The following is a 23,213-nucleotide window of genomic DNA, read 5'->3' as shown; positions in this document are numbered from 1 at the left end:
ACCACCTCTATTATGGCAGCCAGGAAAAGGCGGGACCAGCTTTTTGATGCAACTGCAATCACATTACCCGTTGATCTACAAGAAATACTACCCTCTCCGAAAGCAAGGACACCACAACCGCCATGAGAGTTTCGGAATCATGTGAAATAGGCTGCGGCGTCTTCAACCGGGCAGCCCCGGAGAACGGTCAGGCCGGATCCTTATAGGGTTACGTGTCGGACAGCGTAGTAAACGGGCAATGGGGAGATTTTTCAATATCAGCAGCAGCCTGGAAAACCACCGCATCACGAAGCACCTGAAGAAGATTCTGACCCGCCTGCAGACCTATGAGCTCCACCTTATCGGGCGGTAGGTGCCTGTAGGCCCTTTTGGCCAACAGGTGAAGACAGGCTAGCGGCCAAAGCAGCAGCGGCAAGGAAATAAGCGAAGTGTGGGAGCGGGAGTAGCCTGTGGCAACCTAAAGCAAGTAATATTCCTTGCCCTCACGCTTATGGCAGGCTTGCCCTTGCTGTCCTGCCAGCATTCTCGTTTGTGCCTACAGTTTGTCATGTTCCTGTACCTTCCGTTGCTATCCTTCCGCCATCGGGTCCCGCCCTATAGCACCTTATTTATAACATACTGGCTTACTGACGGTAACACATCTCGCACATGCTCCTCCCCCTGATCTTCTCTACTTGCCGTGGGGCCGCTGATCTTTTACTCTGCTGCAATGTTTTTACTTGTTTTAGGCACCCTAAGTAGCAACTAGCCGTAAAAAAACAGAGAAACCTGCCTTTTACAAACAGAAAAAAGTACAACAATGACCATAAACAACTACCGTCCTTTGAGCTTGGATAGGAAAGAAAAGAAGCATGCGTCCATTCTCAAGTGGACCTTCTTCGGCATTCTGCTCCTGGGGTTGGTAGCTGTCATCGCTTTTCTGGGGTATGAAATGCATACCTCCCGGTTCCAGGCACAGGAACTATCTAGCTATGCGACTACTTTAACCTATCATCTGGATGATGGACCCAGCGATAAAGTAATATATCCGAAAAGCGGCCCTTTCGACACACGCCTGGGCTATGCACAGCTACCGCAACTCCTCGAGCGCTTGCGTTCCAGGGGCATGGAGATAAAGCAACAGACCCGGTTTTCACCGGCCTTAATGGAGTACGCCTCCAAGGGATTTTACATTCCTTATCCAGAGAAAAGCCAGGCAGGCCTGCACATTGGCGACTGCCGGGGCGAAACAGTGTATGCCTCGCCATACCCCAGGCGCATTTACGCCAGTTATGATTCCATCCCTCCAGTGATAGTACAATCTCTGCTGTTTATCGAGAACCGGGAGTTGCTGGACATGAACAGGCCCTACATGAATCCTGCCGTAGACTGGGGCCGCTTTACAAAGGCGATCATGCATCAGGCGGCCCAAGCCATTGGCCTGAACTACCGGGTGATAGGCGGCAGCACCTTGTCTACGCAAATCGAGAAGTTCCGCCATTCTCCGGAAGGTATAACCAGCAATGCGCAGGAAAAGCTGCGGCAGATGATCTCCGCGAGCGTGCGCACCTACCAGGCAGGGCCGGAAACCTTCCCAGCCCGTCAGGCAGTCGTACTTTCTTACGTGAACACGGTACCCCTCTCGGGTGCGCCGGGCTACGGGGAGGTACACGGCCTGGGAGATGGCCTCTGGGTCTGGTTTGGCTCGGACCTGGATCAGGTGAACGAACTGCTCAGAATCCGGAACCCCCAAGGAGACACCCTCCTGGCTCAGGGCAGGGCCTTGCGCCAGGTGCTTTCCCTGATGATTGCCCAGCGCCGCCCCTCCTATTACCTGGGCTCCGAAGGACATGCAGAGCTAAGCGACCTGACAGCAGGCTACCTGCGCCTGATGGCAGACCACGGGCGCATCAGTCCCGAATTGCGGGATGCCAGCCTTGCGCAGGAAATAGTGTTCCGTAATTTCAAGGAGAATCCCGCTGTTGAGCCCATGGAGACGGACAAGGGGGCCCTTATGGCCCGTACCCGGCTTTCTGTCTTGCTGAACAAATCGCTGTACGACCTGGACCGCCTGGACCTTGCTGCCACCACCACCCTACAGGGCGACCTGCAGGAACAGGTGAGCTCCTACCTCAACCGCCTGAACGACCCGGAGTTCGCCAGTACGGTTGGTCTGATAGGCGAGCGCCTGTTGTCCCCGAACCGAACAAAGGGCGTACGCTATAGCTTTACTTTGTTTGAGCGCACGCCACACGGCAACCTGGTGCGGGTGCAGACCGACAACACAGACCAGCCTTTCGACATTAACGAAGACAGCAAACTGGAGTTGGGCTCCACTGCCAAGCTGCGCGTGTTCATCACCTACCTGGAAATAATGGCTGAGATACACGAACGCTATGCTGACCAGCCCGTCCAGAGTTTACACCAGGCTTTACGTGAACCACAGGACAACTTGTCGCGGTGGGCACTGCACTACCTGATCAGCACGGATGACAAGACCCTTGCTCCTATGCTGCAGGCGGCCCTGCAGCGCCGCTATTCGGCTAACCCATACGAAGCCTTCTTTACGGGAGGCGGCATGCACACTTTCCGTAACTTCAGCAGCAACCAAAACGGACTGCACCCTACCGTACAAGAGGCGTTGCTCAAGTCTATTAACCTGCCTTTTGTGCGCCTGATGCGGGACCTGGTATATTATAGCAATTACCAGGCAATAGGCGACAGGGCAAAGCTTTTGGCGGATGATAACGACCCGCGCCGCCGGGAATACCTGATGCAGTTTGCGGACCGGGAAGGGCAAAAGTTCCTGCTACGCTTCTGGCAGAAGTATGAAGGCAAGTCGGAAGAGGAGCGGCTGAACAAGATACTGGGAAACATACGGCAACACCCGGTGCAGTTTGCCCTCGTGCACCGCTTCCTGTACCCTGAAACTGATTCTGTTAGCTTTGGTAAGTTTCTGCGTGAGCGCCTGCCGCAGCAAGAGCTCACAGATGAGCGGGTTGGAGAACTGTACCGCCAGTATGGCCCCGACGCTTATAACCTCTCGGACCAGGGTTACATTGCCAGTGTGCACCCGCTGGAGCTATGGTTACTCAGTTACATGCTGCAAGAACCAGGTGCTGGATGGAAAGATGTGGTGGAGGCAAGCAAGGATGAACGTCAGGACGTTTACAAATGGCTGTTCCGTACGCGCTATAAGAGTGCCCGGGATTCCCGTATCCGCACCATGCTGGAGTTAGCCGCCTTTCAGGACATACAGCAACGCTGGAAGCGGCTTGGCTATCCTTTTGATGAACTGGTGCCTTCCTTAGCGACGGCCCTGGGCTCCTCTGGCGACCGGCCGGAGGCACTGGCAGAGCTAATGGGCATTATCATGAACAACGGAGAGCGCCAGCGAACGCTCCGCATTGAGGAACTACACTTCGCCGCCCACACGCCTTATGAAACCGCCCTCAAGTGGTCGCCCAAAGTGGGGGAACAGGTGATGGCACCGGAAGTGGCTGCCCTTGTGCGGGCAAATTTATCTGAGGTGGTGGACGAAGGAACGGCACGCCGCCTGCGGGGAGGTTTCACCCGGCCAGACGGAGAACCCTTGCATGTGGGGGGTAAAACCGGAACCGGGGATAACCGCATTTTTACGCTTACCGCAGGAGGGCGGCGTGTGGCCTCTAAAGCGCTTAACCGTACGGCCACCTTTGTGTTCTTCCTCGGCGATCATCATTTTGGTACCCTAACCGCCTTCGTACCGGGTCGGGAATCAGCGGACTTCCACTTCACCTCGTCCCTACCTGTACAGGTGCTGGAGGGAATGGCGCCGATCCTGGAGCCTTACCTGGAGCAGGGTATCAACTTCCAGCAAAAGAACGTACCCGACTCTACCCAGGTCAGTAAGCAGGCGATCGCTTTAAAAGCAGGGGAGCTTACTCCCTAAAGCCCAACTCTTTCATCGTTACGACCGGAATGTCTTTGCTGGCAGTTACCTGCAGCTCTCTGTAGCCTTTTGGGTTATACTGGTATCCATCTTCCGAGAGTTCCCACAGCATGGGGGCCAGGTTTAAGGTAGTTGCTTTAAAGCCTTGCATAATGGCCCCCATATTTCCGGTCCCTTTCGACAGGGCTGCCTCGTTTTCGATTTCAAAAGGACCGGTAAAGTCACGCTCCTCCAAAGTGTTCACAAAGGCGCGCCAGTCCATACTATCGGAGCCCCCGAAACCCGGCAGCATTGCCTCGTAATTATGGCGGTCCCAGTCGTTCTTACAGGTTGGGACCCCTGCTCGCCTGGCCAGGTCCGCATCCACCAACTGCATGGGGTACATGTTGCCCCAGTACACGTTGCCCTTGTTGCGGGTAGCTTTCACGTGGATGCGGTGCAGGCGTGCCATATCAGTGTGCCGGATCACCTCGCTTGGATTCAGGTGCTGCCACACATCATGCGAAGGGTCATAAATCTCGCCGTGTGCTTTGCTGGGAATCAGCTCGTACATGAGCTTACGTGCTGCCAGCACGCCTGTCAGGTTATTGAATGTGCTCGTGTAGCTAGCTGAGCGCCAGCCTTCCATCGGGCAGTTTTCGTACAGCACCGTCACCCCCAGGTCCTCGGCATACTTAATGATGGGGGTAAAGACACGGGCATACGCCTCCAGGTTTTTCTGAAAGCCCTGCTCCTGGTTGCCCAGCTCATGGTTGTAGCCGACAAAAGTGCCTACCTTCACGCCGTTAGCGTCGCCGCCCAACAGGTGCACCATGCGAATAAGCCGGAGTAGGTGGTTCTGGTTTTTCACCCGCTGTTCCGGGTCACCCCCGATCAGGTTCTCAAAAGCCCCTACCGAAAGCTGTAACCTGGCTTTATTGAATTTCTCCAGCAGGCGCTTCGCCTCTTCCAAACCAAAGCTCTCATAGTCCAGGTGCGTGGCCACAAAGTCATCCCGCGTGCCGTCCCGCCGGAACACGCACAGGTCCAGGCCCTGCACTCCTGCTTCCTGCGCCTTTGCGATTACCTGGTCTAAATTAAGCTGATCGAACGCGGAGGTCATGATCCAGATCGGATTGTTCATAGGTCTTGGTTTCGTTTAGGCTTTTGAAGGCAGTTTTGTAAGAACACGGTCACGCCCCTGGCAGGCGGCCCCGGTTTTCCTGTTTTTAAGTTAGCAATCTTTAGCGGCACAACCAACACGGCCACGCCCACTTCTTTCGGTTGCGCCCCTCGTCCCTGCTTACTAGTGCTTCCAATAGCATAGGCCGGGCGCAGCCCGTTTACCCGCATGCCGACAGGAACTTTATCTTTTCACTTTACCTTCTAAAAAAGTAACTTTGGCTTAACTAAACACCGGCACTCCATGCTTTCAAAAAAAGCAAAATATGCGCTTAAAGCACTTCTTCACCTTACCCGCCAGTACGATAAAGGACTAGTCATTATATCGGACATCGCGGAAAAAGAGCGCATCCCGCGAAAGTTCCTGGAGGCGATCTTGGTGGACCTGAAGACCAATGGAGTGTTACAGAGTGTCAGAGGGAAGAACGGAGGGTACTACCTCGCTAAGAACCCCGCTGAAATTTCTGTCGGTAACGTGATCCGAATGATAGACGGCCCCCTGGCGCCTATCCCCTGCGTCAGCCATTTGTACTACCGCAAGTGTGACGAGTGCACGGACGAGGCGACCTGCGAAATCCGCATCGTGATGAAGAAGGTGCGCGATGCCACAGCCGAGATCCTGGACAACACCTTTCTCAGCAGCCTCGACGCTATTTCGGCGATGGTATCGGAAGACGAGGAGTACACAGCAAACCCTGGGTAGGCATAAGACAGGGCCCTACTTAAGAGGAAATTATATCAGCTTTAATGTAGCCGTTATAATTGTTTTCAGGCTGATGAGGATCACCACGACGCCTACGATCAGCATGATGGTTTTAACAGGGAGGCGTTTTGTAAGCGAGGCAGCTACAGGGGCGGCAAAGATCCCTCCCAGTATCAGCCCCAGAATTACCTGCCAGTGTACAAGGCCGATCATGGTGAAGAAGGTAAGCGAGGAGGCCAGCGCCACGAAAAACTCGGCCAGGTTAACAGAACCTATGGTAAAGCGGGGCGAATGGCCACGCGCCATCAGGGTAGACGACACGATCGGGCCCCAGCCGCCTCCGCCAATGGAGTCCATAAAGCCGCCGAAGATAGCCAGAGGCGCTACGTTCTTCACTTCCACCCCTTCTTTCCTTAACTGGTAAGCTTTCCGGAGAATGAGCACACCCAGCACCAGGGTATAAGTAGATACAATTGGCTTGATGATGTAATCGTACTCTTCCAGTGAGGAAAGCACATAGGCCCCCAGGGCAGCCCCGACTATGCCCGGCAGCAGCAGCGTCTGGAACAGCTTTCGGTTTACATTGCCGAATTTCAGGTGCATGAGGCCCGACACGCCGCTGGTGAAAATTTCGGAGGTATGCACGCTGGCACTTGCAGCAGCGGCCGGTACCCCCATGGCCATCAGGAAAGTGGTAGAGCTTACCCCATAGGCCATCCCCAAGGCACCGTCTATCATCTGAGCGACAAAACCTGCCAGCATGTACAGGAAGATTTCAGACGTAATCTGCTCGCTGATAGCCTGTGGCATGGCATTTAACAGCAACTGATACACTCCTGTGACAAAGAGTATATAAGCAGCAACCACTGTTAAGCCAGCTCCATACCAGTAAATTGCTCTCATACTTTTTCTGTTTTAAGTGTACCTGTGTTAAATCCTGCCTTTATGGCGCAAATAGTTTAATCAATCTTTAAAAGAAACAGCAGCTTCTAAGGCTTCTGCTTGCTTGCCCCTGCAAATAAATATAAACTCTATCGATTTTATAGACAAAAGCAGAACTATTTTTTCCGGCCTCAAACATTCCCTTTCGCACTCGCAGGACAGGGGTACTTTTAACCTGTTGCCTTGTAATATTTAAGACGAGAAACTTTTAGTTGGCCTAAGGCAAAAGAGTATCAACTTATTCTATTTAATGTTATCTTAAAGCAAGAACATAAGTACAAGGTTTAGAAACGTAAAAACCCCAGGAAGGATGAAAAAGCTTTACACGCTTGTAGTTACTGTGCTGCTAATGAATGTGTTTCCGGTGCAGCTGGCGCTGGCACAAAAAACAGCGCCCCCTACCCTGCTGCTACGGGTGGACGACATCGGCATGAACCATGCGGTGAACATGGGCGTGAAACAGTTAGCGGAAACGGGCATGCCCCTCTCTGCTTCTGTGATGTTTGCCTGCCCCTGGTACCAGGAGGCGGTAGAGATCCTGAAAGAGCATCCGAACGTGGCAGTGGGCGTGCACCTAACCCTGAACGCAGAGTGGAAGAACTATAGGTGGGGGCCTGTAGCTGGTCATTCCGCTGTGCCAAGCCTCGTGGACAGCCTTGGATACTTTCCGCCCTCTATCGAGGCTTTCCTGAAGAGCGACTATAAACTCGATGAAGTAGAGAAAGAACTGACCGCTCAGATAGAAAGGGCATTAAAGTCAGGCCTGAAAGTTAGTTACGTGGACCCGCACATGGGCATGGCTGTTGCCACACCTGAACTGCAGGCCATTACCATGAAACTAGCCCGAAAGTATAAACTGGGTATATCGAGCTACTTTGGCGAAACCTACAAAAGCATGTGGCCTGTATCCGTAGAGACCAAGGCGAAAGAGTTTATGGACTTTGCCAGCAACCTAAAGCCAGGAAGCCTGAATGTAGTAGAACTGCACGTGGCCCAGAGTTCTCCGGAGATGGACGTTCTGGTGGATATGAACAGCGCCCTTATGAATGCAGCGGATGGGAAACCAAGAGCCAGCCAACACCGGCAAACAGAGCTAAACATGCTTGTTTCTCCTGAATTCAGGAAATTGGTAGACCGGAAGTTCCGGCTCATGAACTATGCTGACCTTATTCAGACCAAAGGGTTTAGCAACATGCAGCCTCCGCTTACGCAGGCTCCGTAATCGTTGTGGAGGGTAAAAGCCTCATGACAGTTTTCCTTAAGAAGTTACCTCTAACACAGGCATAAATACAAAAGATAAAAACAAGTAGCATGAGAAATCTAAGCGTGGCGGTTGCGCAGTTCGAACCCAAAGACGGCGATAAGGCCTATAACCTGGCTGTTATAGAAGAACTAACCGCTAAAGCGAAGGCAGGCGGCGCGGAGGTAATCAGCTTTCACGAGCTCTCCATCACCGCCTATACTTTCCTGAAAGATTTGACGCATGAGGAGCTACTGGCAATAGCGGAAGACGTTCCGGGAGGGCCGAGCTTGCAAAAGCTTCAGGAGCTATCCTTAAAGTATAGCATTGCCATTCTGGCCGGTCTGGTTGAAGTAGAAGCGGGTAAGCTCTACAATACTTATGTGTGCGTAGATCAGGGAGAGTTGCTAGCCAAGTACCGCAAGATCCACCCCTTTATCAGCAAGTACCTGGAGGCGGGCACCGAGTACGTGGTATTTGACCTGAAAGGATGGAAGTGTGGCATCCTGATCTGCTATGACAACAATGTAGTAGAGAACGTGAGAGCCACTACCCTGCTGGGTGCCGAGCTTATTTTCGCCCCACACGTTACCGGCTGCACACCCTCCGCAATGCCCGGGCGGGGCTATGTGGCCGACAGCCTGTGGCAGGCCCGGCACACCGACCCTGTGCCCCTTCGGCTGGAATTCGACGGTCCGAAAGGGCGCCGATGGCTGATGCGCTGGCTACCCGCCAGGGCTTATGACAACGGGGTGTATTATGCTTTCACCAACCCTATTGGGTATGATGGCGAACACCTTAAAAACGGCAACGCCATGATCCTGGACCCTTATGGTGAAGTGCTTTCGGAAGTCAAAAGCTTTGATAATGCCATTACCATCGCCACCATTACGGAAGACAAACTTCAGTTGGCTGGTGGCTACCGCTACCGCAACGCCCGGAAGCCGGCGCTTTACCGGGATATACTAGGCGCAGACCACCAGTCAGAAACCAAGCCTGTCTGGCTACAACAGGAGAAAGCAGGTGCCCAGGAAAAAGTGTAAAAGTATCCTGTTGTACCTGCCTTAAAAGATATCTTGCTTGCGGATGCATTTGTACTTGCCCTTCTTTATGTTTACTACTTCCCAAACACTTACTCGGCCCAGCAACATCCCCTGGCCGGCAATCAGGTACTGTCAGTCACTCTGCTGGAGATATCTTTTACTTTAAGCTAAAAAACAGAAGAGGGGTAACACCTGGCTACCCCTCTTCTACTTATATCGCGCTACCAAAGGCATTGCGTTTGGTTACACCTTGATGTATACCTTTTTCCTGTCCATCCAGTAGCCAATGCACCACAAGAGTAGCATATAGCTGATAGCAAAGAGTAGAGAAGCGTTCTCCCCTTCCAGCAGGGCCAGGTAAACATTTTGATACAGCCAACCATTCACGCTCATGCCCCCTATCCTGGAGAGGCTCATGACTTTGATGATCGCTCCGGACAAGATGTAAATGAACAGCGGGTTTTTGCCGAATACCTCAAAGAAGTAGGTCCAACCCTTGTAGCCTGCCACCTCGATGACCAGCATCAGCACAGATAGGATAAGCAAATCCAGGCCAATAGTGTACACTACATAAGAGCTTGTCCAGATTGGTTTGTTAATGGGGAAAACCAGGTCCCACGCCAGGGCCACCACAATAAAGGCCGCCGCCCCCAAAGCTAGCTTAAACACAGTCCCCATGTTGTTGCCATTTCGCTGTATGTACAAGCCAGCCAGAAAACCTCCAATCACGTTGACCACCGCCGGCAAGGTGCTAAGTAGTCCCTCAGGGTCAAAAGGAATCCCAAACCCCTTGTAGAGGTTCTGGGCCGGGATCAGCAGCAAATCAAACTTCAGTGCCGCGTTTCCCTCCAGGCTATAGGGATCAGGCTGTTCGCCTACAAAATACATGATCGCCCAGTAAGACAGCAGCGCAATGGCGCTAAATACCACAGCTCCCCGCACCTTAAAATAATGGATCACCAGGGCCGCCATGCCATAGCAAAGTGCTATGCGTTGCAACACCCCCATAATGCGCATGTTTGCGAAGTTAAAAAGCACTAGCTCATCAGCCTCGTTGCGGGTCACGAAAGGGAAGAAATGCAGCAAGAGGCCTAACAGAAAGATCAGGGCTGTTCTTTTGAACACCTTTTTCAAAAAAGTGCTGTCATCCTGCCCCTCAAACTTGCGCATGCTAAAGCTCATGGCATTCCCTACCACAAAGAGGAAAGTAGGAAAAACAAGATCCGTGATCGTGAAACCATGCCAGGCTGCATGCCGGAAAGGGGGATAAATGGTTTGCCAACTACCGGGCGTGTTCACCACGATCATCAGCGCAATGGTCATACCGCGCAGCACATCTAAGGCCAGGTAGCGCTGCCGGGGCATTTCCTGTAACAGGCCCTTGTCCGTGGCCTTATCAGTAGTAAAGACTTGATTCATAGAAGCGGGTTATAGCGAAAGGATATGGTTCCTGTTTGAATGAAGCCTTCGCAAAGGCCATGTAGCGGGTAAGCGGTCAGTGATTCCAGGAGCAGAACCGGAAGGTTTAGTTTTCTTCTCCCAATTGGTCTACCCTGTCGAAGTATTCCTTCTGGATCTCCAGCGTTTTGGTATCGGCCTTCACTACTTTCAGGGCTTGTGTCAGGGCCTCTACCTGATTCTCTGTTAAAAGCTTGCCTAGTTCCCGTTTTGCCTTCGCCCCTTCCCCGGCATAATGATTCGGATAGCTGGCATACCACCAAATACCAGTGTAGAGGTTGGGCAGGTCCAACCGCTTCAGGTTTTCCCCTGATTCCTGCGTTGCCCGCTCCTGCTTCACTAAGTCCGGTCGTAGGTAAAGCAGAGTAGAGGTTTCCCGCTCGCCCGCATGTTGGTCGCCGGCAGGGTCTGTTTTACGCATTTTGTTCACTTTAGCAGTAAAGGCAGGGTCCTGTACCGGATCAAAGAAATACACGACATAGTCACGGCGCTTCTCCAGTTGCGACTGCACGAAGTAACGCAGCAACTGAGGACTCCCCCCATGTCCGTTTACGATAACAATTTTATCGAAGCCATTCCGGGCAATCTCTTCCACCGTGGCATCCAGCAGGTCCCACACCAAGCGGCTTGGCAGGGCAAAAGTGCCGGGCTGCTGCTGAGCCTCATATACCTGCCCATAAAAGTAATCGGGAAACACCACCGCGTACTCGTTCTTAGTTGCCCGTGCCGCCCATTCCCGCACGTGGATCAGGTCAGAGCCAAGGGGAGCATGCGGCCCGTGCTTTTCCAGAATACCAATCGGCAGAATACAGGTGCGGGCTGATTTCTCGAGCGCCTTCGGCCAGTCGCTTGCTGTCAGTTCGTCCCAGCGGGAGGGAATATCTTGTGCGAAGGCACTGCTGGCAAACAGCAGCAGGATGACGAATAGCCTCATAAGCCTGAGTATTAGTAAATGACCAAAGCGAAATACTTAAGTAATATATAAAACTTTTATGTTTATGAGTAACCTTTTCTTATATTTTCATAAAAGTGTTTCTTGCCGATGTAAAACACAGCTTGTCTGCTAGTGTTGAGAAAGGTAACCAGGGTATATGTTTCCAAGAGCCATGTAGCGACTTGGGCTTTTGGGCTCTTTTCTAGCTTTTCGCCTCGCCTGCTGTGCCTTCGTTTCTCCTTGATCGGCGAGCTACTATAACATCACCTTCTGTTTAAGAGAGTAAGAAACTGTTTATAATCGAAAAAAATTACCACCATATGAGACCATACATTCTGGCAGAAACAAACTGGAAGGCCATCAAGGACGAGCAGTTCGAAGTGGCGATCCTGCCGTGGGGCGCCACCGAAGCACACAACTACCACCTCCCCTATGCGACCGACATCATTGAAGCCGACAACATAGCGGCAGAAGCGGCGCGAAAGGCCTGGGAAGCTGGCGCAAAAGTGATTGTATTACCCACAATTCCGTTTGGCGTCAACACGGGGCAGGCCGACATCCTCTTAGACATCAACATGAGCCCCAGCACACAGGCCGCTGTGCTGAACGACGTACTGGAGGTGCTGAACAGGCAGGGGATTTACAAGCTGCTTATCGTGAACAGCCACGGCGGCAACGACTTCAAAACCATGATCCGGGAACTGGGACTAAAGTATCCGAAGATGTTTATCTCCAGCTGCAATTGGTTTCAGGCAATGAACAAGAGCGAGTTCTTCGACTACCCCGGCGATCACGCAGACGAGATGGAAACAAGCCTGATCCTGCACTTACGCCCTGACCTGGTCCGGCCTTTAGAGGAGGCTGGCGAAGGACATGACAGGAAACCGAAAATCAAAGCTTTCCGAGAGGGTTGGGCATGGGCCGAGCGCAAGTGGTCGCAGGTGACAGAGGACACAGGGGTGGGCAACCCGAAGCAAGCCACCCCGGAAAAGGGCGCCCGCTTCTTCCAGGCTGTCACTGACAAAATGAGTAAGTTGTTTGTAGACCTGGCGAATGCCCGGCTGGACGATTTGTACGAGTAAACCACTGAGCGGAGCAGGCATTTATACAGGTGCTGCTCCGCTAACAACTCGGATTGTTCGCAGCTTCACAGGCCCCGCAAATGTCCCAGCCTAAGCTCGCCAGACTAATTACAAACAAGCTTTTAAGTGACTACAGCGGTAAACGCTGCACCTGATGCAGGTGCGCCATCTGATTTTAAACGCTCTACCAGCCTTGCTGTAAACCGTCCTGCAGCGCCGCCCCGTACCGCTCTTGGTTGAAAGAGTAAAGGAAGGGGGCTTTGTGCGCTACTCCTTGCTTGCGTTCCTCCAGCCTGTTTAGGATGCCATAGCCCAGCATCTTTCGCTGAAAATTACGGCGATCCAGCCGTTTGCCCAGGATGGTTTCATACAACCTTTGCAGTTCCGGCATAGTAAACTTTTCAGGTAGCAGGTTATAGCCGATCGGCTGGTCGTTAAGCTGTTTCCGCAGCGTCTCCAATGCTTTCTGCAGGATGTGGTTGTGGTCCATCGTTAAAAGGGGAATCTCCTGCAGGTCCCACCAGGCACAGGCCTCCGAAATTTCGTCTGGCCGCGGCACCGCACTCGAAAAGTCCACCAGCGCATAGTACCCCACGGTTATAAAACGCTGCAGAAACCAATGCCCCTCGTGTGGCTCCATTCCAACTGACTCCAACAGCTCCCTGTTTAGCTTTCTGTCTGATCGTGCGGGGGCACCAAAGGTATGGTATTGCCGAAGGAAGATATCGCTGAGCCCGGTACGGGACTCCAGCACCCGAACCGCAGCGTGCTCCACGTCCTCCTCTTTGTAGACGAAGCCTCCTGGCAAGGCCCACTTATCAGCATGCTTCATTTTCAGCAGCAACACTTTCAACTGGTTGTCATGAAACCCGAATATCACGCAGTCTACAGAAAGGCCCGGATGAAAGTGCTCTCCTCCTTTTTGCAGCATGCTTCCTACTTTGTCTTCCACAGGGTAAGTTGTTTCCATTTTTAAGTAAAGAAATAAAACAGGAGAAAAGATAAAATTAACAGAAAAATTTTTACATTGTGTTACAGCGACACACAGACTTTTCACCCACCTTAGATTCATACAATGAAAAGAAATCAGTCCAACCGGTTGATAAGGCATTTACCGCTGGCGCTGCTGCTGGCGGGTATGGCCTGCAACAGCACCCAGCCCGGAAGCGGCAGCGAAGCGGTAACAACAGCGAAGGTTAGTTACCGCGATCTGAATAAGAACGGCCGAATGGACCCGTACGAAGACAGGTCACAGCCAATCGAAGCCCGCGTAAATGACCTGCTTTCCCAAATGACGCTACAGGAAAAAGCGGGCATGATGTTCATTTACGGCACCTTCATCAACGACGATGGCACCATCGTGAAGAAGCCGGATACCAAAGGCATGGCCGCCAGGCTACCTACAGCCGGGGAGTCAATCACGGGGAAGTACATGAACCACTTCAACTTCTGGGAAGCACCAGACACCCGGGCGCTGGCCATGGGCTATAATGCGATACAGCAGGAAGCGGAGAACACCCGCTTAGGCATACCGGTCACCATTGCCTCGGACCCACGCAACCACTTTAGCGAGAGCATTTTTTCCATGGCTGCCAGCGGCTTTTCTCAGTGGTGTGAGCCGCTCGGCCTCGCCGCCATCGGTGATGAGGAGCTTACCCGGCAGTTTGCAGACATTGCCCGCCAGGAATACATCGCCGTTGGTCTGCGAGAGGCCCTGCACCCACAGGTGGACCTGGCAACCGAACCTCGCTGGGCACGTATTGGCGGCACTTTCGGTGAGGATGCGCAGCTATCGGCCCGCATGGCCAAGGCCTACATCCTCGGCTTTCAGGCTGAGGAGCTGGGACCCAACAGCGTCGCCTGTATGACGAAGCACTTTTCCGGAGGAGGTCCCCAGAAAGAAGGCCTTGACCCCCACTTCGAGTTTCAGAAAGGACAGGTATACCCCGGCAATAACTTCGACTACCACCTGATCCCTTTCGAGGCTGCCTTTGAAGCCAATACGGCTGCTATCATGCCATATTATGGCGTACCGGTGGATCAGACGGATGAAAACGTGGCCTTCGCCTACAACAAAGCCATTATCACAGGCCTGTTGCGCGACAAGTATAAGTACGACGGCGTAGTGTGCACCGACTGGGGCCTGATCACCGACGTGAACATGGGCACGACGATTTGGCCGGCCCGCGCCTGGGGGGTAGAGCACCTGAGCGAGGAAGACAGGGTAAAGAAAATAGTTGATGCAGGCGTGGATCAGTTTGGCGGGGAAAGCGTGCCGGAACTGGTCGTAAAGCTGGTGCAGGACGGCAAATTAACAGAAGCCCGTATCGATGAATCAGTGCGTAGACTACTGCGCCAGAAATTTCAGCTGGGCTTGTTCGATAATCCTTATGTGGATGTAGAAAACGCCGTAAAAGTACTCAGCAACCCGGCCTTTAAAGCAGCAGGCGAAGCCTCCCAGCGCCGCGCCATGACACTGCTAAAGAACGACACGCAAGTGCTGCCACTACAGCAGGGCCGGTTAAAGCTGTATGTGAAGAACGTGGATCCGAAGGTGGCTGCACAGTATGGCACGGTGGTAGACAACCCAAAAGAGGCTGATATGGCGATCATCCGCCTAAAGGCTCCCTGGTATCCGGTAGAGACAAAGAACCCTTTTGCGAAAAGCTTCCATCACGGTGACCTGGATTTCAAAGGCAAGGAAAAAGAAGAGATCCTGCAGTTATTGAAGACAGTGCCTACGGTGGTGGATATTTACCTCGACCGTCCGGCTGTGATACCCGAGATCAGCCAGAACGCCAAAGCCCTACTAGCCGACTTCGGTGCCAGCGACACAGCTGTGATGGACGTGATCTTCGGTGTGGCAAAGCCGGAAGGCAACCTGCCTTTCGAGCTACCCTCGTCGATGGAGGCGGTACGCAACCAGAAAGAGGACGTACCTTACGACTCAAAAGACCCGCTCTATAAGTTCGGGTATGGACTGCGCTATCAGTAGTAAACGCTTTTCAGTTAAAGTATTAGCAACAGCTTCTTACCGGATAGCTGTAAAATGGGACTAGTATATGCGACAATTAAGTTTAGTGCTCTTCACAATGCTGCTCATGCTAGCCTACGGTAGCTCTGCCGCTAAGGCGCAGGCAACGACAGGCAAACCCCGCACGATCATCACCACAGATGGTGAGGTAGACGACGTGGATTCTTTTATCCGGCTGCTCCTGTATTCAAACGAGTTTGACATTGTAGGGCTGGTATACAGCAGTTCGCAGTGGCACTATGCTGGCGACGGAAAGGGGACTCGTTTTATATCGGAGATGTCTAACACAGCAGAACGTTATGGTGAGCGGTCAGAGCTTCGCTGACCCGGCACTACCTGGATGCAGCACTACATCAGGAGTACGGCAAGATGTATGACAACCTGAAGCAGCATGCCACCGGCTATCCTTCCCCGGACTATTTACAAAGCCTTGTGCGGGTAGGCAACATAGAGTTTGAGGGTGACATGGAAAAGGACACAGAAGGGTCTGATTTCATCAAGCAAATCCTGTTAGACGGCAATGCCAGCCCGGTATACCTGCAGATATGGGGAGGCACCAACACTGTAGCCCGTGCACTCAAATCCATTGAGGAGGAGTATAAGGGGACCCCACAGTGGCCTGCTATCTACAGAAAAGTGTCTGACAAAGCGATCATTTATGCTGTCCTGGACCAGGACGCTACCTACCAGAAGTATGTGGCACCTAACTGGCCGGAGATAAAGGTGCTGTACAACTCCGACCAGTTCTGGAGCTTTGCCTATCTCTGGCCCAAAGTGGTGCCTACAGCGCTGCAGCCCTACCTGAGTGGTCCCTGGTTTGCTGAGAACATCCGGTTTAATCACGGTCCCCTGCTGGAGGGGTACTACCTCTGGGGCGATGGCAAACAAATAGCAGGAGACCCGGAGCACACACACGGGGACATGCAGGAAGCGATAAAGTACGAACGTAACCAACACGACTTTATCTCAGAAGGCGACTCTCCCGCTTTCTTTTACCTGTTAGATGTTGGCCTGCGAAGCATGGAGGATGCCTCTTACGGTGGCTGGGGCGGACGCATGGTACAATCCGAGAAAAACCCTAACCGCTGGGAAGATGGCCAGCACGTGACAGACTATAACCCTTACACCAAGAAACAAGATACTACCTATCCGCAGACGCGGTGGATAGATGTATTGCAAAACGGCTTTGCCGCGCGGGCCGATTGGTCTGTTATGAGTTATGAGGAAGCCAACCATGCTCCCCTTGTCAAACTTAGCCACCCACAGGACATTGTGGTGAAGCCGGGGAAGAAAGTAAAGCTGAAGGGTACGGCCAGTGATCCAGACGGAGATGCCCTCAACTACAGGTGGTGGCAGTACGAAGAGGTAGACTCATACAAAGGGAAAGTAGCTATTCAGGATGCAAACAAACAGAGAGCAGCTTTCACCGTTCCGGCAGATGCGAAAAACGGCGACACGATACACCTTATTCTGGAAGTAAGCGATGCCGGGTCTCCCAGGTTAACCCGCTACCAGCGTGTTATTGCCACTGTGGTAAAGTAATCTGGCCAGCTTGCACATCGCCATGATACCATCCGGCAAGCCTTTTTGGGATTAATCTCGGCATAGGGTTGCTATAGCTAAAGAACATCTTGTAGGCAAACGAAGGCAGCGCTTGCCGGTGTGCAGTGCTTCTTTGTGGAACAGGATGTAACCCCAGGTGACCCACTGGCAAGTATCGCCACAAGCTATAAAACCTGACTGGTCTGCTAAGCTAGTCTACTTAAGTAAAACATTTACAAAAACAGAAGGGCTTCCTGCTACACAGGAAGCCCTTCTGTTTTTGTAAATCATACTCATTTAGTCGCGACACCCTGGCCGGCGCCATCATAAAAATAAATCCAATCCAGGAGCATAAAGGCTCTGTCCTTTGCCACTTTGTTTCGGAATACAAAGAACAACTCGTCCGTTTCCCCTGGGTTGTTAATAACCGGAGCGGTCACAGTCTTCCACTCTCGCCAGCTTGAATTGTCTATGCCGGGGTTTACATTGGCTGTGCCCACCAACTTCCCGGTCGGAGAGCCTGCACGTACCTCAATTGTGCCGCCATCTGTTCCGGAGGCGACCTGAAACACCAACTCTTTAATACCTGTCAGGTCAATGTTCTTAAAGGATATGTAGGAGCCATCTTTGATATCACTAATTACCGAAGGGCCATCGCCGTGTGGCTGCTGGCGCCCCACATTGCGGAACGAGTCAAAGTCTTCGGCCTGCACCCGTGGGTGGCGCAAAACAACAAGTTCCCGTCCGGTTAAGGGTCCTGTTATCTTGTCCCCAGTGTCAGTATAACTGGCAGAAATTACATAACTACCAGCTTCGCCAACCCCTTTATGCTCTTTCAGTGGGTAGGTGCCGGCCAGAGGCAGAGAGGCTTGTGCGCCATCAGTAAGAGACAGAATATATTGCACCATGGCTGTTGTTTCCTCTTCTGATAACTGCGGATGTGCTGCCATCATGGCCGTGCCCCAGTTGCCGTTACCCCCGGCTATGATTTTCTTCACCAGCTGCGGTACTGCCCCCTTCTTACCGGCATAGCGGGCGGCAATGGCCTTATACGTCGGCCCAATGGACTTTTTATCAATAGCATGGCAGGACTTACAGTCGCTTCCGGCTATCAGGGTTTTCCCTCTCAGGAACTTCACAGACCCTGCTTCTGCATTCTGGCTGTTGGATGTTAGCAGGGCCAGGTCTTTTCCTTCCGGAAGGTAATCAACGCTAAAGTTTACCTGATTGGCCGGGATACCTTTGTATAGTTGCCCGTCTTCTTTGTCCTGCACCTGCACCCTATAGTTTAAAGTTCTATTATCGAAGTAGAAGCTGCGGTTACCTGCCATGGCAATCGTTACCTGGGGCACATCGTTGCCAACTTTTAGCTCTAGTTCAGCAGTGGCCTTGTCGCCTTCTTTATCCGTTACGGTTAGCTTAGGCCGGTAAACGCCGGGTTTGCTATACGTGAAGGTAGGGCTTGCCTCTTCCGACTCCTCACCTGCCCCTGACTCCCAGGTGTAGCGTAACGCATCTCCTTTGTCATAGTCGAAAGACTTTTTGCCGGAAAGAGTTACTTTGAATGGCGCTGCCCCCACTGTTTTTTCTGCCTCTATCTGGGCGACAGGCTGCCTGTTTCCTTCTGCATATTCGATTCTGATAAGCGAAGCATCAGGGTTACGGGCAAAGTAGTTGGCGCCATATTGCAGCACATACATCGCCCCGTCGCGCCCGAACTTCACATCAATCGGATGGGCAAACTCCTGGCTTGGCAGGAAAGGCTCTATTTTCTGCAGGTTTCCTTTCTCGTCAAAGGTCAGCACTTTCATCCAGTCGCGCGCCCATTCATAGATGAACATCTTGTTGTCGTAGTACTTAGGGAACTTGCTACGGGACTTCTGGTAATCGCCGAAGTAATAGAAAGGACCCGCCATAGCAGAGCGTGAGCCAGTGCCCAGCATCGGAAACTCCTCCGACTCTCCATACGGATACCAGATCATAGCATTTTGCGCCGGAGGGAGCACCCTGGAACCGTAGTTATTTGGCGACTCGTTGACAGGGCGCCTTGGGTTAAACTTCGGCCCTACCTCGTTCGTGGCGAAGTTGAAGTCGGCGTAGGCCTTGTTATCTCCCACAAAATAAGGCCAGCCATAATTCCCCGGCCTTCGGGCCTGGTTCCACTCGTCCTGGCTCAGGGGGCCACGTTCTGTAGCGATTCCCCCGTCAGGACCTACATCGCCCCAATACACATAGCCACGCTTGTCTACTGTCATGCGGTAAGGGTTGCGGGCACCCATCACATAGATCTCCGGTCTTCCTTCCGACCCGTCTTTTGGGAACAGATTACCGTCGGGGATAGCGTAAGTGCCATCAGGGTTTACTTTTATGCGCAGGATCTTGCCGCGCAGGTCATGGGTATTGCCCGAAGACTTCTGTGCATCAAAAGGGGCTCTTCCCGGGCGCTCATCAATTGGCGTAAAACCGTCTGATTCTTTCGAACTGGTGTTATCGCCGGTGGTCAGGTAGAGGTAGCCGTCAGGCCCGAAGTATACGTTGCCGGCAGAGTGGCAGCAGGTTTCCCGCTGTACAGGCACCTCCAGTACCACTTTTTCTGAACGCATGATCAGGCTGTCGCCACCTAGCAACTTAAACCGTGATAGGTTCTGTACGGCCTTGTCGCCAACAGGCGAGTAGTAGAGGTAAATATAGTTGTTGCGGTCAAAGTCAGGGTCTAACTCCAGCCCCAGGAGACCGTCCTCGTAATTGCCTTCGGTGTGCACATCCAGTTTGGCCAGTACCCTCGTCTCTTTTTGCTCCGGATCGTACAGTTTTACATTCCCCAGGCGCTCAATAAACAACACACGGCCATCGCTCATCACCTCCATCTCGATCGGCTCGTGCAGGTAAGTATCCAGTACCACTGGTAGAAACCGATTATCTTCCGGCACCTGCTGTGTGTAGGCCTTGCCATAGTCGAGCTCAGGTCCCTGCAAGGTATAGCGGATGCCGCCCAGCACATGGCGCAGAAAGTCCTCGTTCTCGTAACTTTCAGTTGTTCCTCCGGCTATGGTATAGAAAGTGCGTCCGCCGTCGTACGCGCGGTACCAGGAAATCGGCTCACCCTGCTCCGACTCTACCAGCACAGTGGCACCAGGATCAAAAGAGGCGAGCTTAAAGGGCGCATCCTGCTGCTGCCAGCTTTTGGACAGGCCCTCTGTCAACATCTTGTCCTCTCCTACCAATTGCATCTGTACATCCACAACACTTACCAAACTGTCTGGCTGCTTTTCAAAACTCGCACCGAGCATGCTATTGTACCAGGGCCACTGGTACCGGGAACTGCCTGCTGCATGCACGCCTACAAAGCCACCCCCTGCCTGTACAAAGCGTTCTATCTCATTCTGGTGCCGCACTGCCAGCACGTCCTGCGATGTGCTCAGAAAAACAACAGTGCCGTACCGCTTCAGCGAGTCCTCCACAAAATAAGCGGGATTGGTAGTAGTGTCTACCTCTATGTTATTGCTCGAAACATAAGCAGCCAAAGCAGTGGCGGCCTCATCAGCGGTCAACTGGTTTTGACTGTTTTTCGAAAAAACAAGGACACGGTTCACTTTTTCGTTAGCGCAGCCTAGGGAAAGAAGCGCCAACGTGCAGTATAAGAGTAATTTTAGAAGGGTATTAACAGAAGGGCGAAGCGGCATGTTTCAGATTTTAACCTCTGCGACTCTCTTAGCCGCCGGTACATCAATTTAAAAACATTTGGCAATGAAGACAAGCCTCCGGAGTGTGGTATAAGGATAAGGATGCCTTTCCACATGGGGAATAACTACCAAGCTCCTTGACTTCCCAAAGGTAACAGCCCTAAAGTATAGCCTCTTCAGACACTTTATTCCCTTTACAGCCTTTGCCTATTCAATCAGTCTTATGTTGTATTTATACCTAGGGCAAGGCAAAGGCTACATAAGAACCTCCTGGCTTCAAACCATTCCTGCTTCCTCCTGCCGCAATCACAACGTACTGTTTACCGCTAGCCATATAGGTAATGGGGGTGGCAAATCCTCCTGCCGGCAGCTTGTACTCCCACATCACTTTGCCTGTGTGCCGGTCAAAGGCCCTTATTTTCTCGTCATAAGTTCCGGCAATAAAAATCAAGCCACTGGCTGTTACAACAGGACCGCCATAGCTTTCTGTACCTGTTTGGGGAATTCCTTTCGCTGTTAACTCCGGATACTCACCCAACGGCACCCGCCACAGGTACTCTCCTGTATTCAGGTCGATGGCATTTAGCGTACCCCAAGGTGGCTTTACAGCAGGATATCCGTTTGAGTCCAGAAACTTTTTGTAACCGTTGTTAATGTAAGGCGGCGTATACGGGAAATCGGTGTCTGGCTTTGCCTTAGCAGTGGGGACTGCACTGTGGAAATCTGTTAAAGCGGCGACTGGTGCCCGAGGCTCCGTTTCCATCAGGAAGTTTACTATCGTCTCGCGGTCATGGTCGGGCATGTGCTGAAAAGAGGGCATTCTGCCTCGCCCGGTTTTCACGACAGCCGTGATCTGATCCCGTGTAAGCCGCTTGCCCACATCCACTAAGCTCGGGAAGGCTTCACTTCCCTTTTTATCAGCCCCATGGCAAGGGGCACAGGTGGTAGCAAAAAGGGCTTTGCCCGGTGAATCGCTTCCGTCTGCCAAGGCCGTGGACGACATCTTCAGGTCGTAAGGGGTCTCATTCGCATTTTGTATCAGTATCCCATCCGGGGTCGTGGCGTTACCTCCCCACTCAGCCCCTCCTCCAATACCTACGTAAAAAGTGCCCTGCTCGCTTGGGGGAATGTACTTGCTGCCGTAGCGGCTGGCCAGGAACCTTTCTTTTACATAAGCATGCGCTTCCGGAGAGATGTCCGTCAAATCATCCAGTGTTATCTCCTGCCGGGAAAGCGGGGCCGGCTTTGTCGGGATAGGCTGCGTGGGCCAGGGCTGTTCGCCAGGCAAAGCTCCTTCTGTGGTTACAGGCACTTCTTCCACGGGGAACAGAGGTTCGCCGGTATCGCGGTTGAGCACAAACACCAGCCCGTCTTTGGTAGCAGCCACTAAGGCATCTATCTTTTTGCCGTTGTGGGTTACGGTTACCAGGTTTGGCGGGCATGGCAGGTCGCGGTCCCAGATATCATGGTGCTGCGTCTGGAAATGCCACAAGCGCTTGCCCGTTTCGGCATCCAGCGCTAAGATGCAGTTGGCAAAAAGGTTTTCCCCGTGCCGGTTACCACCATAGAAGTCAAAGGAAGCTGAACCAGTACCAGTATACACCACGCCCCGCTCCAGGTCGGCCACCAACCCACCCCAGGCATTGGCTCCTCCTACGCGCTTGTAAGCATCTTTGGGCCAGGTTTCGTAGCCGTATTCACCGGGCTGCGGAATGGTATGGAACACCCACTTCAACTTACCTGTACGCACATCAAAAGCCCGGATATAGCCGGGAGCCGCATCCCCGTACTCTGATACCCGGGAGCCAATAATCAGTATGTCTTTGTAAATAACGCCAGGGGTAGTGACATCCACCGTCAACTGCTTTACATCATGCCCCAGGGTCTCTACATCTCCCAGGCCTTCGTGCAGATCTACCTCCCCATGCACGCCAAAGCTTGGCACCAGTTCCCCTGTCGTGGCATTGAGCGCGTAAAGAGTTGGACCGGCAGTAAACAGAATCCGCCTGTCATCCCCATCCTCCCAGTACAGCACACCCCGGTTGGGATGGTACTTCGCAGTCTTGTCCTTGAAAGGGTCAAACTTCCACACCTCCTCACCGGTGGTGGCCCGCACCGCGAAAAGCTTCAGCTTAGGGCTTGTGGCATACACCATGCCGTTGGCCATGATAGGCTGGCACTGTATGTTGATGCCTCTTTCTTCCGGATTGTTGTTCTCTCCTGTGTCGTAGGTCCAGGCTACCTGTAACTGCTGTACGTTGTCTTTATTAATTTGCGTTAAGGGCGAATAGCGGTTGCCCGCGGTATTGCCTCCATAGGCTGGCCAGTCCAGCTCCTGAATGTGCGTTTCCTCTTCTTTTTCCAGTGATTTACAACTCCCTATTAGTAACAGGCACACGATAAGATACTTTAGCGTCCGGTTCATAAATTGTTTCTTATTAGGAGAAGACATAGCCCCTGGGCAGCAAGCCCAGGAGGCAA

15 protein-coding genes are annotated in these 23,213 nt (G+C 52.6%); 8 read left to right on the top strand and 7 right to left on the bottom strand.

The annotated features are described in order from the left end of the window. Positions 1-799: 799 nt before the first annotated feature. A complete protein-coding gene (locus CHB92_RS01180) occupies positions 800-3,910 on the top strand; it encodes a transglycosylase domain-containing protein (protein WP_089317320.1) in 3,111 nt (1,036 codons plus the stop codon). Here the strand turns inward: CHB92_RS01180 and CHB92_RS01175 are convergent. Beyond that, positions 3,900-5,033, bottom strand: a complete 1,134-nt coding sequence (locus tag CHB92_RS01175) for a sugar phosphate isomerase/epimerase family protein (protein WP_089317319.1) — start codon at positions 5,031-5,033, stop codon at positions 3,900-3,902. The genes CHB92_RS01180 and CHB92_RS01175 overlap by 11 nt on opposite strands. A 282-nt stretch (positions 5,034-5,315) precedes the next feature. On the opposite strand from CHB92_RS01175, the gene CHB92_RS01165 reads away from it, so the two are divergent. Beyond that, complete coding sequence (locus CHB92_RS01165) at positions 5,316-5,774, top strand: RrF2 family transcriptional regulator (RefSeq protein ID WP_089317317.1); 459 nt, start codon at positions 5,316-5,318, stop codon at positions 5,772-5,774. Between the two features lie 30 nt (positions 5,775-5,804). On the opposite strand, the gene CHB92_RS01160 is transcribed toward CHB92_RS01165, so the two are convergent. Then, a complete protein-coding gene (locus tag CHB92_RS01160) occupies positions 5,805-6,677 on the bottom strand; it encodes a sulfite exporter TauE/SafE family protein (protein ID WP_089317316.1) in 873 nt (290 codons plus the stop codon). Between the two features lie 349 nt (positions 6,678-7,026). On the opposite strand from CHB92_RS01160, the gene CHB92_RS01155 reads away from it, so the two are divergent. Both CHB92_RS01155 and CHB92_RS01150 read left to right on the top strand, forming a co-directional pair. Beyond that, positions 7,027-7,938 carry a ChbG/HpnK family deacetylase gene (locus CHB92_RS01155; protein ID WP_089317315.1) on the top strand — a complete coding sequence of 304 codons (912 nt, stop codon included), beginning with the start codon at positions 7,027-7,029 and terminating at the stop codon, positions 7,936-7,938. 89 nt (positions 7,939-8,027) lie between these two features. Next, positions 8,028-8,999 carry a nitrilase family protein gene (locus CHB92_RS01150; RefSeq protein ID WP_089317314.1) on the top strand — a complete coding sequence of 324 codons (972 nt, stop codon included), beginning with the start codon at positions 8,028-8,030 and terminating at the stop codon, positions 8,997-8,999. A 243-nt stretch (positions 9,000-9,242) separates the two neighbouring features. Here CHB92_RS01150 and CHB92_RS01145 read toward each other — a convergent pair whose 3' ends face one another. Both CHB92_RS01145 and CHB92_RS01140 read right to left on the bottom strand, forming a co-directional pair. Beyond that, a complete protein-coding gene (locus tag CHB92_RS01145) occupies positions 9,243-10,418 on the bottom strand; it encodes an acyltransferase family protein (protein WP_218824217.1) in 1,176 nt (391 codons plus the stop codon). 106 nt (positions 10,419-10,524) lie between these two features. Then, the gene (locus tag CHB92_RS01140) at positions 10,525-11,391 is read right to left on the bottom strand and encodes a creatininase family protein (RefSeq protein WP_089317313.1); all 867 of its coding nucleotides are present in this window, start codon (positions 11,389-11,391) and stop codon (positions 10,525-10,527) included. A 320-nt stretch (positions 11,392-11,711) separates the two neighbouring features. On the opposite strand from CHB92_RS01140, the gene CHB92_RS01135 reads away from it, so the two are divergent. After that, positions 11,712-12,473 carry a creatininase family protein gene (locus tag CHB92_RS01135; protein WP_089317312.1) on the top strand — a complete coding sequence of 254 codons (762 nt, stop codon included), beginning with the start codon at positions 11,712-11,714 and terminating at the stop codon, positions 12,471-12,473. A 184-nt stretch (positions 12,474-12,657) separates the two neighbouring features. On the opposite strand, the gene CHB92_RS01130 is transcribed toward CHB92_RS01135, so the two are convergent. Next, entirely contained in the window at positions 12,658-13,443 is a 786-nt protein-coding gene (locus CHB92_RS01130) for an NUDIX hydrolase (RefSeq protein WP_245842238.1), read from the bottom strand. 105 nt (positions 13,444-13,548) lie between these two features. Between CHB92_RS01130 and CHB92_RS01125 the strand changes: the two genes are divergently transcribed. The 3 genes from CHB92_RS01125 to CHB92_RS01120 all read left to right on the top strand — a co-directional run bounded on the left by CHB92_RS01125 (position 13,549) and on the right by CHB92_RS01120 (position 17,049). Next, the gene (locus CHB92_RS01125) at positions 13,549-15,468 is read left to right on the top strand and encodes a glycoside hydrolase family 3 protein (RefSeq protein ID WP_218824216.1); all 1,920 of its coding nucleotides are present in this window, start codon (positions 13,549-13,551) and stop codon (positions 15,466-15,468) included. Positions 15,469-15,535: 67 nt separating this feature from the next. Continuing rightward, on the top strand, positions 15,536-15,832 hold the full coding sequence (locus CHB92_RS26060) for a nucleoside hydrolase-like domain-containing protein (protein ID WP_245842237.1): 297 nt from the start codon (positions 15,536-15,538) through the stop codon (positions 15,830-15,832). Positions 15,833-15,876: 44 nt separating this feature from the next. Next, a complete protein-coding gene (locus CHB92_RS01120) occupies positions 15,877-17,049 on the top strand; it encodes a DUF1593 domain-containing protein (RefSeq protein WP_245842236.1) in 1,173 nt (390 codons plus the stop codon). 293 nt (positions 17,050-17,342) lie between these two features. Here CHB92_RS01120 and CHB92_RS01115 read toward each other — a convergent pair whose 3' ends face one another. Both CHB92_RS01115 and CHB92_RS01110 read right to left on the bottom strand, forming a co-directional pair. Beyond that, the gene (locus CHB92_RS01115) at positions 17,343-20,732 is read right to left on the bottom strand and encodes a ThuA domain-containing protein (RefSeq protein WP_089317311.1); all 3,390 of its coding nucleotides are present in this window, start codon (positions 20,730-20,732) and stop codon (positions 17,343-17,345) included. 238 nt (positions 20,733-20,970) lie between these two features. After that, positions 20,971-23,157, bottom strand: coding sequence for an outer membrane protein assembly factor BamB family protein (locus CHB92_RS01110; RefSeq protein ID WP_089317310.1), 2,187 nt, complete (start codon positions 23,155-23,157; stop codon positions 20,971-20,973). Between the last annotated feature and the right edge of the window lie 56 nt (positions 23,158-23,213).

The organism is Pontibacter ummariensis, from assembly GCF_900188175.1.
Lineage (GTDB): Bacteria > Bacteroidota > Bacteroidia > Cytophagales > Hymenobacteraceae > Pontibacter > Pontibacter ummariensis.
The sequence above is the reverse complement of the archived record's forward strand: the minus strand, read 5'-3'. Positions and strand labels throughout refer to the sequence as shown.